Origin of the sequence: Pedobacter heparinus DSM 2366 (genome assembly GCF_000023825.1) — a bacterium.
Lineage (GTDB): Bacteria > Bacteroidota > Bacteroidia > Sphingobacteriales > Sphingobacteriaceae > Pedobacter > Pedobacter heparinus.
The window spans coordinates 4,896,390-4,910,458 of the sequence record NC_013061.1; the positions used below are offsets into that span (position 1 = coordinate 4,896,390).

Here is a 14,069-nt window from a genome sequence, read left to right on the forward strand (position 1 = left end):
TAAGCTGTGGGGAAGGGGTATAAAACACCTGAATGTTAAAACACTACTGAAAAACTAAAACAAGAGGATGAAGAAAATTGGAATTTTATTTGGGAAAGAAAGATCTTTTCCAGAGGCGTTTATAAAGCGTGTTAACCAGATTGGAGGAAAGGAATTCCAGGCAGAATTTGTAAGTATAGACAAGATACTTCAGGCAAAACCTTTGGCATACGCCGTAATTATAGACCGCATTTCCCAGGATGTGCCTTTTTATCGTGCTGCGATGAAAAATGCAGCCATTACCGGAACTGCGGTGATCAATAATCCTTTCTGGTGGAGTGCAGATGAAAAGTTCTTTAACAATGCGCTCGCAGAAAAACTGGGCGTACCGGTACCTAAAACTGCACTCATCCCTTCTTATGATCGGCCTGACGATACTTCAGATGCTTCGTTCAGTAACCTTGTTTATCCCCTGGATTGGGATTCGATTTTTGAGTACACCGGTTTTCCTGCCTACATGAAGCCTTTTGACGGTGGAGGCTGGAAAGATGTGTATAAACTGAACGACAAGGAAGACTTTTTTGACAAGCACAGCCGCAGCCGGCAAACGGTAATGATGCTGCAGGAAGAGATCATTTTTGACATTTATTTCAGGTGTTACTGTATTGGCGGCAAGTATGTACGCATTATGCCTTATGAACCCCGCAATCCCTTTCACCTCCGTTATGTAGCAAATGGCCCCGCTGCAGATAAAAAGCTTTTGCAGACCATTGAGGGCTATGTATTGAAATTAAACCGATACCTGGGCTATGATTTCAATACGGTAGAATTTGCTGTGCGTGATGGCATTCCTTATGCTATAGATTTTTGCAATCCCGCACCGGATGCAGACCTGGCCAGCATAGGACAGGAGAATTTTGAATGGGTAGTGGAAACCAGTGCCAGGTATGCCATAGAACGGGCCAAAATACAGGTTGAAGGGCAGGACAACCTGAGCTGGGGAGAATACCTTAAAACTGCTGCTGCAGGATTGCCCCTGATGGAGAAAACTACAGTTAAAAACAAGAAAGGCCAGTTATGATGAACGATTTTACCCTCGGTATAGAGGAAGAATATATGGTAACAGACCCTGTGACCAGGGAACTGACCTCGCACGACCAGAAGATAGTTGAAGCGGCACAAAAGATACATAAAGACCAGGTAAAGGCCGAGATGCACCAGGCGGTGGTAGAAGTGGGTACCGGAATTTGCAGGAATACCGACCAGGCAAGGGCGGAAATTTCGCAGCTGCGCTATACGGTTTCGCAACTGGCCGGCGAGCTGGGACTTAGGATTGGTGCTGCCGGTACACATCCTTTTTCCCATTGGGAAAAACAGCTGATTACCGAACATCCCCGTTACAGCGACATTGTGAACGAGCTGCAGGAGGCCGCGCGCTCTAACCTGATTTTTGGACTGCATGTACATGTGGGCTTCCAGTCGCGCGAGCTGGCCATACACATTGCTAACCAGGTGCGCTATTTTTTACCGCATGTTTTTGCCCTTTCAACCAATTCCCCCTTCTGGGAAGGGAGAAATACAGGGTACAAATCGTTCCGCACCAAGGTTTTTGACAAATTTCCGCGAACAGGCATTCCCGATATTTTTAACAGCATTGAAGATTATGACAATTATGTAAAGCTGCTGATCAAGACCAACAGCATTGACAATGCCAAAAAAATCTGGTGGGACATCAGGGTGCATCCTTTTTTTGAAACCATAGAATTCAGGATCTGTGATTGCCCCATGCTGATCGATGAAACCATGGCCTTTGTTGCCTTGTTTCAGTCCTTGTGCGCAAAACTGTACAAGCTGCGCCTGCAAAACATGAAGTTCATCAGCTATTCCAGGGCACTGATCAATGAGAATAAATGGCGGGCCGCACGTTATGGAATTGATGGTAACCTGATTGATTTTGGGAAAGAAATGGAGGTAAACTGTCGCAACCTGGTACTGGAGCTACTGGATTTTGTGGACGATGTAGTGGACGACCTGGGTTGCCGCAGGGAGATCAATTATGTAAGCCAGATACTGGCCAACGGAACTGGTGCCGACAGGCAATTGGCTGTTTACGAACAATTTGGTAACTTTGAGGCAGTGGTAGATTACATTACCACGCAAACTTTAATTGGGGCTAAATAGCGAATGGGGGATAGAAATAAGGTTAATGTGGCCGTTATTGACATTAATAACGGTTTTAGCAACCAGGGTATGCGCGGGATACAAGAGATCCTGACACGCTACAGGGAGGAGATCGGCGTGGATTTGCACTTCGAGGTGTTCGATTTAAGGCAAAAAGGGGAGATACCAGGCATGGATTATGACATTTATATCTCCAGCGGAGGCCCGGGCAGTCCGTACGACGGAGAAGGCCGGCAATGGGAAAACGACTTCTTTGCACTGCTGGATAACATTGAAGCTTTTAATGCGCAACAGGAACTTAGCAAGAAACATGTTTTTTTAATCTGCCATTCTTTTCAGATGGCCTGCCGGAAATTTGGTGTCGGCCAGGTGACCAGCAGGCGCTCAACAGCCTTTGGCATCTTTCCGGTGTTCTTAACGGAAGCGGGTGAAGATGATGTGATATTTAATGGTTTACCGAATCCTTTTTATACGGTAGACAGCCGGGACTGGCAGGTAACCAACCCCGATGATGCGCCCTTCGCCATTTCCGAAGCAAAAGTACTGGCACTGGAAAAAGAACGCCCGCATGTCGACCTGGACCGATGTGTCATGGCCATCCGCTTTACGAATGAGATTATAGGTACCCAGTTTCATCCGGAGGCCGACCCCTTTGGCATGAAGTTGTACCTGCTGCAGGAAGATAAAAAAATGGCCATCATTGCCAGTCATGGTAAAGAAAAATACCTGGACATGCTGAACAGCCTGGAAGATCCGGCACGGATCCAGCTGACCCAACGCATGGTATTACCTAATTTTTTAAACCGGGCAATTAACGCTTTACAGGAGGCCTGACATGATTGAAAGGTACAGGAAAGCTTTTAACGCCGCCTTTTCGGCCAAAAAATATGAGGAACTGATCTGCTCGCTGCAAAAAGGTTTTACAGAAATTCCATTCAGGATTGCCGAAACACCGGTATTTATCCCTAAAGATTTAAAGGATAAACTAATTGCTGCAGGCGAAGAAATCATTGCACTGATCAAACATCCGGATTTTAAATCGCTTACTGCAGCAGCCATTCCCGCAGAATGGCACATACCCGGCGAGAACGATCATCCCCATTTTCTGACCTTCGACTTTGGCATTTGCAAAGATGAACTGGGCAACCTGGTACCCAAACTGATTGAAATGCAGGGCTTCCCTTCTTTGTATGGTTTCCAGCCCCTGCTGGGCAGGACGTACAAAAAAGCATTTGACCTGCCCGACAATTTGAGCCCTTACTTTGAAGGTTTAAATGAGGCTACCTATGTTGCGTTGCTGAAAAAAGTGATACTTGGGCCCCACCAGCCGCATGAAGTGGCCCTGATGGATATAGCTGCCCCGGAGCAAAAAACACTGATCGACTTTTTAATTACAGAGAAACTACTGGGTATAAAAATATTGAGCCTGACCGATATCTTTAAAAAGGACCGGAACCTGTACTACAGCGAAAACGGCCAGGACATCCAATTGAAAAGAATATACAACCGGCTTATTTTTGATGAAATTGCCGGCCAGACGGAATTGTTTAACAAGAGTTTTGACCCCCGGGAGGTCCTGGATATTGAATGGATCACTCATCCGAACTGGTTTTACAGGATCAGCAAATATACCCTGCCTTTCCTGAAAAGCGACTTTGTGCCCGAAACCTGGTTCTTGAGCCAGCTGGGCAGTATCCCGGCAGATCTGGAAAATTACGTACTGAAACCTTTGTTTTCTTTTGCCGGCATGGGGGTTATGATTGAGGTTAGGGAGGAGGACATTAAGGCCATTAAAGACCCGGAGAACTGGATATTGCAGCGAAAGGTGGTTTATGCATCAGTGCTGCAGGCACCGGATGCAGGTGTAAAGGTCGAAATCAGGTTGATGTATTTATGGGCCGACGGCGAAGAACCGCAGCTCTGCATTACGCTGGCCAGGCTAAGCCGCGGCAAAATGATCGGTGTAAGGTATAATCAAGATTTTGACTGGGTTGGTGGCAGCATTGGCCTTATGGACCAGTAAATTTACATTTAACAGACCCCCTTTATGGCGGGTCTTATTATTTTTGTGTTATGGATATTCAGACCATTTTAGTCGCCTTACTTTTTGCTGCCGCCCTGTTTTATGTAGGCCGCATCATTTATCGTGCGGTTAGCTCCAAAAGCGGAGGTTGTGCTTCCAATTGTGGAAAGTGCGGTGTAGATTTCTCCAATATAGAACCCAATAAGAAATAGAATCATCTATAAGCTATGCTGGAGCAATTTAAAACCTATTTACAAAACAAGGTAGCCCTTACAGACGAGCAGTTTACGCTCATTTCCGGCAAACTTAAAATAAAGAATTTTGAGCGCAATGAAATGATCCTGATGAAGGGTGAGGTTTCTACTCATGGATATTTTGTGATGAGTGGCCTGTTGCGCAGCTATTCTATAGACAGCAAGGGCAAAACACACATCATCCAGTTTGCACCCGAACAATGGTGGCTGTCTGACCGCAATGGCATGTTGTTTAATGAGGCTTCCGACTTTTTTATTGATGCCATTGAACATACCCAGGCAGTGGTGATCCCTAAAGATTATATCAACGAAGCAGCAAAAATTGTTCCCTGTATGCACGATCTGAACCATACCATACTGAACAATTCGATCAGGTTTATGCAGAAACGGATCAATATGCTGTTGAGTGCTACAGCCGAAGAACGTTACCTGAATTTTATAAAACTCTATCCTAACCTCACCCTAAGGGTACCACAATGGATGATTGCCTCTTATCTGGGCATCACTCCGGAGTCGCTGAGCAGGGTACGTAAAGACCTGGCACATAAACATTTCAAAGCTTAACATTTTCTTATCATACATCAATGTCCAGCTAAACATATCACCGTAATTTTGTGTTGTTAATTAAAAGAAAAACTAAAAACAACAATATTATGGCAACTACAACCTGGACATTAGATCCTACACACAGTGAACTGCAGTTTAAAGTAAAACACCTGATGATCACTACCGTAACCGGTAGCCTGAATGTACTGACTGCATCATTAACTTCAGAATCTGACGATTTTGAAAATGCACAGGTAAAATTTGAGGCAGATACGGCTTCTATAGATACGGGAAATAATGACCGCGACAACCACCTGAAAAGTGGAGATTTCTTTAATGCAGATGAATTTCCCAAAGTATCCTTTGTATCAACTTCTTTCACTAAAGATGGGGGTGATTACACTTTAAAAGGCGATTTAACGATTAAAGATGTAACAAAACCTGTAAAACTGGCTGTTGAATTTGGTGGTATCGCCACCGATCCATGGGGCAATACCAAAGCTGGATTTACCATCAGTGGAAAAATCAACAGAACAGATTTCGGTTTAAACTGGAATGCGGCATTAGAAACCGGTGGGGTAATGGTAAGTGAAGAAGTTAAAATTTTAGGCGAACTGCAGTTTGTAAAACAAGCCTGATCATAAAAGACAATACAGCATCCTTCGTAAAACAGAAAGGAGACAAAGATGGAAGCAAATAGTAAAGGGGTAGCCGGTGTTTTAAATGCACCAGCACCTCACATGGTTGGTGATGGGTTCAGGGTACACAACTTTTTTCCCAGTGGTTACAAGCTAAAAATGAGCCCGTTTTTTCTGCTCGATTACAATGCTAAAATCGCATTTTCGGCCAGAAATGAACCCAGAGGGGTTGGTGTGCATCCACACAGGGGCTTTGAAACGGTTACCATAGCTTATCATGGCGCCGTGGCCCATCACGACAGTGCGGGCAACAGCGGTGTGATTTATCCGGGCGATGTGCAATGGATGAGTGCTGCGGGAGGAATACTGCACAAAGAGTATCATGAGGCAGCGTACAGTAAAAAGGGGGGCGATTTTCAGATGGTGCAGTTGTGGGTTAACCTGCCTGCAAAGGATAAAATGAGCAAGCCCAAATATCAGGGTATTCAACACCAGGATATTGCCAAATATCAATTGCCTGCAGCAGCAGGGGAAATTGAAGTTATCGCGGGTGAATATAAAGGAGTGAAAGGCTCTGCCAGTACATTTTCGCCAATGCATGTATTTAATGCCAGACTGAATAAGGACGGCAAGGCCAAATTTGATTTCCCGGCCAGCTATAATACCGGTTTTGTGGTTATTGAAGGCAGTATTAAGGTTAACAACGCAGAAACAGCCCATGCCGATCAGTTTGTACATTTTAAAAATGAGGGGACAAGTATAGAAGTTGAGGCTTTGGAAAACAGTGTGGTCCTGATATTGAGTGGTGAGCCCATCAATGAACCTATTGCCCAGTATGGTCCTTTTCTGATGAATACTGCCGAGGAAATCCAGCAGGCAATCAGTGATTATAATCAGGGGAAGTTTGGGTATTTAGAATAATAGGGGAAAATTGCCGTTCTCTTCGAAGGCTGGAAAAAGTTGCGCTGAAGAAGCGCAAATTATTCCTATGCCTTTTCTGAGAAGGTAATTTTCCTTTTAACTGAATGCATAGGCAAGACGCATACTTAGCATCCTGCCAAGCGAACAAAATTATCTTTTTTCAATCAAACACACTGCATACGCCACAACCCCCTCTTCCCGGCCAATAAAGCCCATTTGCTCATTGGTAGTCGCTTTGATGGAAATATCTTCTACAGATATACCCGCGGCTTCAGCAATATTTTGTTGCATAGCAGGAATGTGCGGATTGATTTTAGGCGCTTCAATACACAGCATCGCGTCTATATTGCCAATCCCATAACCTTTTTCATGTAACAATTTTACCGTTTCCTGTAACAGGATCAGGCTGCTGATCCCTTTCCAGCGGGGATCTGTATTTTTAAAATGAAAACCGATATCCCTTAAATTGGCTGCCCCCAGTAAAGCATCGCATATAGCATGCAGAAGCACATCGGCATCCGAATGTCCATAAGCCCCGCTATGATGTTCCAGGTTGACCCCTCCTATGATGAACGGATGATTTTCTTTCAACTGGTGTACATCAAACCCGAAACCTACTTTAATCTTCATGATCCTGTTATTATTCTATTGTTATTATTTTGCATTACGATTGCCTTGCACCGCCTGTTTAATTTTGAGTGCTGCCAAAGTTAAACAGTAAGGTAAACCTTAGGGTATTGGCCAATGGGTTCTTATCTGCATTGGCAAGCAGATAGGCAATATCCATATTAAACACATTATATTTTAACCCAGCGCCAAGAGTTGCGTAACGTCTGTTGCCTTTTTTCGGGTTTTCATAAAAATATCCGGCCCTTAAAGCAAACTGCTGGTTATACCAGTATTCCATTCCGGCAGCAATGTTTATTTCTTTCAGCTCTTCACTAAAACCGCCCGGCGCATCAGCAAATGAACCAAAGATACCGGCAGGGACGGAGCGGTCGGGGTCTTTACCCGAAATGATCTTCCCGTTGGCATCATAAACCGGCTGTGTAGGTACCATCAGCTTGTTAAAATCCAGGGCAAAAGTAAACTGGTTATAATCATCGATCAGAAAAGTGGAGGCCCCGCCTATTTTCATGTTTGCAGGCAAAAAAGACTTGGGGCCGCTATCGGAATAACTGACCTTGGTGCCAATATTTGAAAGGTTAAGACCGGCCGAAAGGATGGCATCTGTTCCTAAAAATACAGTAGGTTTTTTAAAGTAAGCGGATACATCGACTGCTATACCAGAGGCAGCATGCGTTTGCTGACCGGCCGAAAACTGCCCCGAACTAAGGTTCGAATAAATATACCTTAAGGAAGTACCCAATGAAAAAGATTCGCCCATGCGCCTGGCATAAGTCACATCAAAAGCCAGTTCATTAGGTGTATATACACCCAGATTGTTCTGGTTGATATCCGTCAGCTGGATCTCGCCGAGATTAAAATAGCGCAGGGAGCTGCCAATAGTGGTCCGTTCATCTGGCTTATAGAAACCAGCCAGGTAAGTCAGACTGATGTCTGGGACCAGGCTTTTTAACCAGGGACTGTACGAAACAGAGAAGCCGTATTTTTTATCTAAAAAAGCAAGTTTGGAAGGGTTGATGCCACTGGCATTTGCATCAGGCTGTACCGCTACGCCTGCATCGCCCATGCTTCCGGCACGGGCATCTGGTGTGATGAGCAAAAAAGGAACAGCAGTGATGATGTTATTGATTTCGCTGCCATTGGGCTGCGTACCAGGCTCCACAACCTGCGCAAATCCCTCATTGCAAACTGCAAATAAGAAGGAGATTAAAGCAGTTTTAACAAGGCATTTCAAATTCATCCGCTGTGCTATAATTTAAACAATTATTCTCCGCAAGTTAACATAGTGTTTCTTAATTTCAAAGTATTGCCGATCCAATTATCGCTATTGTGGAGTTCATTAACGATACAATATGCTACCTTATTTTAAATTATTTGTGATGTTCTTGTTGCATAAACCATTTTTTGTGTAATTTTAACTCTTAGTAGAAAAAGAACGCAATATATCATTCCCATATGAAGAAAATATACTTATACTTACTCCTATCCTTTGTGGCTGTAACTGCACTGGTTTCCTGTAAAACAAAATCAGAGAAGTCGGACAAAACAGGCATGGACTACAATAAACAGGAATACGGTGGTTTTGTAGTAAACAAAAAGTACAGACGTGGACCAGGCCCGGGACTTGTAGAAATTGAAGGCGGTGTTTTTGTGATGAGTGGCAGTGCCATTAATGTACCCGGACAGGAGCTGAGTTCTTATAACCACAAACGGGAAACCACGGTTTCTTCGTTTTACATGGATGAGACCGAAGTTTCCAATACCAACTGGCTGGAATACCTGAACTGGATCCGTACCAATTTTCCTAAAGATTACGAATACTATTACAATGAAATGCCCGATACACTGGTTTGGCGCAGGCCGCTTTCGTATAACGAACCTTATGTAGACAATTATTTAAGGCACCCCGCCTATCAGGACTATCCTGTAGTAGGTGTTTCATGGGAACAGGCCGGCAGATATTGCGAATGGCGGACCGACAGGGTGAACGAATATTTACTGCGCCAGCGTGGTTACATGACTACTTTTAAAGAACTAAATGGAGGTGCTGCAAAGGGCAATGCTACAGCCGCTGCCACGCCAAGACCTACAGGGCCATTTAATACGGATACTTACCTGAGCGGACAGTACGACGATAAAGGCAAAAATGCCATGAAAGACCTGAACCCGTCCAATGCAGCAGCAGGCACAGGTACTGCCGCCGCTGGTGGCCGGAACGCGCCTAAAAGAAATGTAAGGCTGGAGGATGGTATTTTAAAACAGCCTTACCGCCTGCCCACTGAAGCCGAATGGGAATATGCCGCATTGGGCCTGATTGGCAATACACAATATGAGAACATCAACAGCAATAAAATTTATCCCTGGAGTGGTCTGGGCCTAAGCTCGGCCAAGAAAAGTACCCGGGGTTTGATCCTGGCCAACTTTAAAAGGACCAAAGGTGATTATATGGGTGTTGGCGGCTCACTGAACGATAAAGGGAGCATCACGGTGAATGTCAGGTCATACACCCCAAATGACTTTGGCCTTTACAATATGGCTGGAAACGTAAGTGAATGGGTTGCTGATGTATACCGTTCCAATACTTTCGAGGCAGCAGATGCCTTTAACCCGTACAGGGGTAACTATTACCAGGATAAAAAGATTGCCGATCCTGCAACCGGAAAAATAGCGATCGACAAATACAACAAACCGGTCATGACAGATGCACTTTATGCAAAGAAACAGACCTGGGCTGAAAAACAGGCTGCAGCGGCAAAACCGACAGATTCGCTAAAGAACACTTATGCCGATCAAAGGGGCTACAGAGACCCTCAGAGCGAGCTGTATGGAGAAACTACACTGGTTAACGATAAATCGAGGGTGTATAAAGGTGGTTCATGGAACGATCAGGCACTATGGCTAAACCCTGCCAGCAGAAGGTACCTGCAGCAAGATGAGGCTACAGCAGATATAGGCTTCCGCTGCGCAATGACCATGCTTGGCGCACCGGAAATCAGGTCTTCAGGAAAACCTCAGTTCAAGCCAAAACAGGCAAAGCCATTCAAAGGAAAATAACTTAAAAATATTCACATAAAAAAGGGAAAACAACAGTTTTCCCTTTTTTTATGTGTCTAAATCTATAGCTACGAAAACCGGATCAGGACTTCGTTCTTTTCCACTTTAACCCCTTTACTGGTCAGTACCTTCTTCACTGTACCACCGGCCGGCGATTTAATGATATTTTCCATCTTCATGGCTTCCAGTACCAGCAGGTTATCCCCTTTATTTACTTCCTGGCCTTCTTCAACCATTACATTCAGCACCAGGCCGGGCATGGGGGCTTTAACATCCTGTACTTTACCAGCCATAGCCGTATCTAAACCGAGCTGCTTAAGCAAGGGGGCATACTCGTCCTGTATAGCAATATGGTATAATGCACCGTTTACCTTAATCACGCTGCTCTTTTCTGCCCTATCTGCTGAAACCAGTTCTATATTGTACGACCTGTTCTGATAAATGACATGCACATAGTTCTCGGATATTTTTGCAGGATCAAGCGCTATGACCTGGCCATTGGCTTTAAACTCTTTAGGAGCAAGCTCGATATCAAAATCGTAATGATCATTTACTTTAACTTTCATAAGCTGGTTCTATCTGCTGCACAATAACTGCAGCCTGTTTAAATTATTGTGTTAAGGCATATTGAATCAGGTTAGCGCCCATTTTAAGCGCGCTCATGCGTTTCTCTTGTGTGTCATCAGGGTAGGTGCCAAAGTCTTCCCAGCCATTGCCCAGATCGCACTCATAGGTGTAAAAACAAACTACCCTGCCCTGCCAGATCAATGCGTAACCTTTTGCCGGCTTGCCATCATGTTCATGAATTTTTGGAAGGCCGTTCGGGAATTTAAATTTCTGATTGTAGAGGCTATGATTGGGTGGTAGTTCAGTGAAAGACAGTTCAGGAAAAACCTTTTTCATCTCTGTACGGATAAACTTGTCGAGGCCATAGTTGTCGTCAATATGCAAAAAACCGCCACCAATCAAATACCTGCGCAGGTTACCGGCTTCAGCGGTGCTGAATACCACATTACCATGCCCTGTCAGGTATACAAAAGGATAATTAAACAATTCGGTACTGCCTACTTCTACGATGGCTTCCTGCGGAGCAAAATTTGTGCTCAGGTTTTTATTGCAGAAATCGATCAGGTTAGGCAGTGCAGTACGGTTGGCATACCAGTCGCCACCCCCGTTGTATTTCAGCTTGGCCATTTTATAGGTGGGCACCCAAAAGCTGCTTTGCAGTACCACCAATAATAAAAGTCCAAATAGCCTGATCCTCATCTGTTCAAATAATTCACTTCAAAACATGCCGCTAAGGCAGCTGTCTCTGTCCGCAACCGGGTATTACCTAAAGTTAAGGGTTTATAACCGCTTTGCAAAGCCATTTCAATTTCCTGGCCTGTAAAATCACCTTCCGGTCCGATCAGTATCGTATAGCTGCCCGCAGGCTTTACCACATCACTAATGTACTGTCTGGCTGCCGCATCTACACAATGGGCTATCATTTTAAGGCTGTCATTCTTTTGCTTCAGAAAAGCTGATAGGCTAATTTGAGGGTTTAAGCGGGGGTGATAGGCTTGTAACGACTGCTTTACTGCGGCAGTGATCACTTTATTTAAACGGTCTTCTTTAACCACCTTACGTTCCGACCTGTCGCAGATCACCGGGGTGATTTCTTCAATGCCGATTTCAGTAGCCTTTTCCAGGAACCACTCCAGCCGGTCTATATTTTTTGTAGGTGCGACAGCAATGTGAAGGTAATGCCGGCGTTTGTGATATTCTTTTTGGACCTCAATGATCCTTAGATTTACCTGTCTTTTAGTTTCACCGGTAATTTCGGCCTTATACAGGCCGCCAATGCCATCAATCAGATAAACAACGGCACCAGTACCCAGACGCAATACCCTGGTGCAATGCCTGCTCTCTTCCTCATTTAATACATACACATCCGAACCGATGTCAGGCGTATAAAAAACATGCATGGTATTGATTTTAGTGTAGATCGATCATATCACTCTTATTGATCACCAGTTCCAGCTTTATGGTCTCTATATTTTGTTCCGTTTTCTTTAAAATGGTAAATAAATAGCCATAACATTCTTCACTGTCGCCCACTTCAGGTATTTTGCCAAAAGCATGGGAGACCAGCCCTCCTACCGTATCAAAATCTTCATCTTCCGGCAGGTCGTGTGGCAGGTGCTCGTTTACATCGTATACAGTAGCGTAAGCATTGATAATAAACTCCGTATCCGATATTTTCTCTACAGTCGGCTTTTCTTCATCGTACTCATCCTGGATCTCCCCAACGATCTCTTCCACAATATCCTCGAGGGTAACCATACCGGCTGTGCCACCAAACTCGTCGATCACAATGGCTATCTGTATGCGTTTTTGCTGAAGCTCGCTCAGCAGGTCGTTGATCTTCTTGGTCTCGGGTACAAAATAAGGCTTCCTGATGATGTCGGCCAGCACCCATTCCTTATTGTCGGCCAGTAAAGGAAGGATATCCTTCGCATGCACAATACCGATGATCTTATCAATAATATCATCATACACCGGCAAACGGGAATATCCTTCTGCAATGATCTTTTCTACAACTTCTCTTTTTGGGGTAGAAAGCTCTACGCCCATAATTTTGGTTCTTGGAACCATAATATTTTTTACCACGCGCTCATTAAAATCAAAAACGTTTTTAATCAGCTCATGTTCATTGGTGTCAAGCGCACCGCTTTCCTTACCCTGGTCCAGCAAATAATAAAGCTCTTCAGTACTGTGAACAGAATCATGTCCGCCAACATTGGAGATCCCAAATAATTTAAGTACTACATTCGCAAATCCGTTTAATACCCAGATAAATGGCCTGAATATCAAATAAAAACCTTGCAGCGGCAGTGCGATAAAAAGGGTAGTGGCCACAGGCCTTTGAATGGCGACCGATTTAGGGGCCAGTTCTCCAAAAACAATGTGCATAACCGTAATGAACAGGAAGGCTATTCCGGTAGAAATAGAGGTGATATAGATCTCCGAAAGGGAGAAATTGATCAGCAGGTCGTGTACAATGCTATGCATGACCGACTCGCCAACCCAACCCAAACCCAGTGAGGCCAAAGTGATCCCCAGTTGTGTAGCGGCCAGATAACCATCTAAATGCTGGGTAATGTGCTTTGCGATATTCGCAACCCGGCTACCAGACTTAGCTTTTATCTCAATCTGGGATGCCCGAACTTTTACTATTGCAAACTCTGCAGCAACAAAAAAGCCATTAAGGGCAACCAGAAAAAAGGTAAAAAATATTTTAAATGCTTCCATTTAAGATCTGTTTCTAAACTTCTTGTCGTACAGCTCTATACTTTCCTGTATCACTTTATGGGCATAACGTACACCCAGTAAATGTTCAATTGTTACTTTCTTTTCTTCTAATGCCTTGTAATCCTGAAAAAACTTTACGATTTCTTTCATCGTATGCGGAGGCAGTTCGGCAAGATCATTAATGTAATTAACCGACATGTCGTTCTTGGCCACAGCAATGATCTTGTCATCCTGTTCTCCGTTGTCTACCATGTGCATCACGCCAATTACCTTGGCTTCGATAATGGTCATTGGGTAAACATCCACAGAACACAGTACCAGGATGTCCAATGGGTCATTGTCATCGCAATAAGTTTGCGGGATAAATCCATAATTTGCAGGATACATCACTGAAGAAAACAGCACACGGTCTAGTTTAATCAGATTGGAATCCTTATCAATTTCGTACTTCGCTTTTGATCCTTTAGGAATTTCAATAATGGCATTCACAATCTCCGGCAGGTTATCGCCCGGAGAAACACTGTGCCAAGGGTGATGGTCGTCTTTACTCAT

The 14,069-nt window shown here is 44.3% G+C and carries 16 protein-coding genes; 9 read left to right on the plus strand and 7 right to left on the minus strand.

Annotated features, from left to right (window positions below; all coding sequences use genetic code 11):
- Positions 1-67: 67 nt before the first annotated feature.
- The 8 genes from PHEP_RS20210 to PHEP_RS20240 all read left to right on the plus strand — a co-directional run bounded on the left by PHEP_RS20210 (position 68) and on the right by PHEP_RS20240 (position 6,542).
- Complete coding sequence (locus PHEP_RS20210; protein WP_015809851.1) at positions 68-1,060, plus strand: ATP-grasp domain-containing protein; 993 nt, start codon at positions 68-70, stop codon at positions 1,058-1,060.
- Entirely contained in the window at positions 1,057-2,160 is a 1,104-nt protein-coding gene (locus PHEP_RS20215; RefSeq protein WP_015809852.1) for a carboxylate-amine ligase, read from the plus strand. The genes PHEP_RS20210 and PHEP_RS20215 overlap by 4 nt, the downstream gene beginning before the upstream one ends.
- Before the next feature lie 3 nt (positions 2,161-2,163).
- Complete coding sequence (locus tag PHEP_RS20220; RefSeq protein WP_015809853.1) at positions 2,164-2,994, plus strand: type 1 glutamine amidotransferase; 831 nt, start codon at positions 2,164-2,166, stop codon at positions 2,992-2,994.
- 1 nt (position 2,995) lies between these two features.
- Entirely contained in the window at positions 2,996-4,183 is a 1,188-nt protein-coding gene (locus tag PHEP_RS20225; RefSeq protein WP_015809854.1) for a hypothetical protein, read from the plus strand.
- 50 nt (positions 4,184-4,233) lie between these two features.
- A complete protein-coding gene (locus PHEP_RS21975) occupies positions 4,234-4,395 on the plus strand; it encodes a FeoB-associated Cys-rich membrane protein (RefSeq protein ID WP_015809855.1) in 162 nt (53 codons plus the stop codon).
- Between the two features lie 15 nt (positions 4,396-4,410).
- Positions 4,411-5,001: a Crp/Fnr family transcriptional regulator gene (locus tag PHEP_RS20230; RefSeq protein WP_015809856.1), complete on the plus strand. Its 591-nt coding sequence runs from the start codon at positions 4,411-4,413 to the stop codon at positions 4,999-5,001.
- A gap of 89 nt (positions 5,002-5,090) precedes the next feature.
- Positions 5,091-5,621, plus strand: coding sequence for a YceI family protein (locus PHEP_RS20235; RefSeq protein WP_015809857.1), 531 nt, complete (start codon positions 5,091-5,093; stop codon positions 5,619-5,621).
- A gap of 48 nt (positions 5,622-5,669) precedes the next feature.
- Positions 5,670-6,542 (plus strand): pirin family protein, encoded by an 873-nt coding sequence (locus tag PHEP_RS20240; RefSeq protein ID WP_015809858.1) that lies wholly within the window; start codon positions 5,670-5,672, stop codon positions 6,540-6,542.
- 150 nt (positions 6,543-6,692) lie between these two features.
- Here PHEP_RS20240 and ispF read toward each other — a convergent pair whose 3' ends face one another.
- Together ispF and porV are read right to left on the minus strand one after the other, a co-directional pair.
- A complete protein-coding gene (gene ispF, locus PHEP_RS20245) occupies positions 6,693-7,172 on the minus strand; it encodes a 2-C-methyl-D-erythritol 2,4-cyclodiphosphate synthase (protein ID WP_015809859.1) in 480 nt (159 codons plus the stop codon).
- A 58-nt stretch (positions 7,173-7,230) separates the two neighbouring features.
- Positions 7,231-8,409 (minus strand): type IX secretion system outer membrane channel protein PorV, encoded by a 1,179-nt coding sequence (gene porV / locus PHEP_RS20250; RefSeq protein ID WP_015809860.1) that lies wholly within the window; start codon positions 8,407-8,409, stop codon positions 7,231-7,233.
- A gap of 215 nt (positions 8,410-8,624) precedes the next feature.
- Between porV and PHEP_RS20255 the strand changes: the two genes are divergently transcribed.
- Positions 8,625-10,223, plus strand: coding sequence for an SUMF1/EgtB/PvdO family nonheme iron enzyme (locus PHEP_RS20255; protein ID WP_015809861.1), 1,599 nt, complete (start codon positions 8,625-8,627; stop codon positions 10,221-10,223).
- A 68-nt stretch (positions 10,224-10,291) separates the two neighbouring features.
- Here PHEP_RS20255 and PHEP_RS20260 read toward each other — a convergent pair whose 3' ends face one another.
- From PHEP_RS20260 to PHEP_RS20280, 5 genes are read right to left on the minus strand one after another with little or no spacing between them, the layout of a single operon-like run.
- Positions 10,292-10,789 carry a biotin/lipoyl-containing protein gene (locus PHEP_RS20260; RefSeq protein ID WP_015809862.1) on the minus strand — a complete coding sequence of 166 codons (498 nt, stop codon included), beginning with the start codon at positions 10,787-10,789 and terminating at the stop codon, positions 10,292-10,294.
- A 43-nt stretch (positions 10,790-10,832) separates the two neighbouring features.
- Positions 10,833-11,489 (minus strand): DUF4159 domain-containing protein, encoded by a 657-nt coding sequence (locus PHEP_RS20265; protein WP_015809863.1) that lies wholly within the window; start codon positions 11,487-11,489, stop codon positions 10,833-10,835.
- Complete coding sequence (locus tag PHEP_RS20270; protein ID WP_015809864.1) at positions 11,486-12,190, minus strand: 16S rRNA (uracil(1498)-N(3))-methyltransferase; 705 nt, start codon at positions 12,188-12,190, stop codon at positions 11,486-11,488. Before PHEP_RS20270 ends, PHEP_RS20265 begins: the two co-directional genes overlap by 4 nt.
- A 10-nt stretch (positions 12,191-12,200) precedes the next feature.
- Positions 12,201-13,517 carry a hemolysin family protein gene (locus PHEP_RS20275; protein ID WP_015809865.1) on the minus strand — a complete coding sequence of 439 codons (1,317 nt, stop codon included), beginning with the start codon at positions 13,515-13,517 and terminating at the stop codon, positions 12,201-12,203.
- Complete coding sequence (locus PHEP_RS20280) at positions 13,518-14,069, minus strand: inorganic diphosphatase (protein WP_015809866.1); 552 nt, start codon at positions 14,067-14,069, stop codon at positions 13,518-13,520.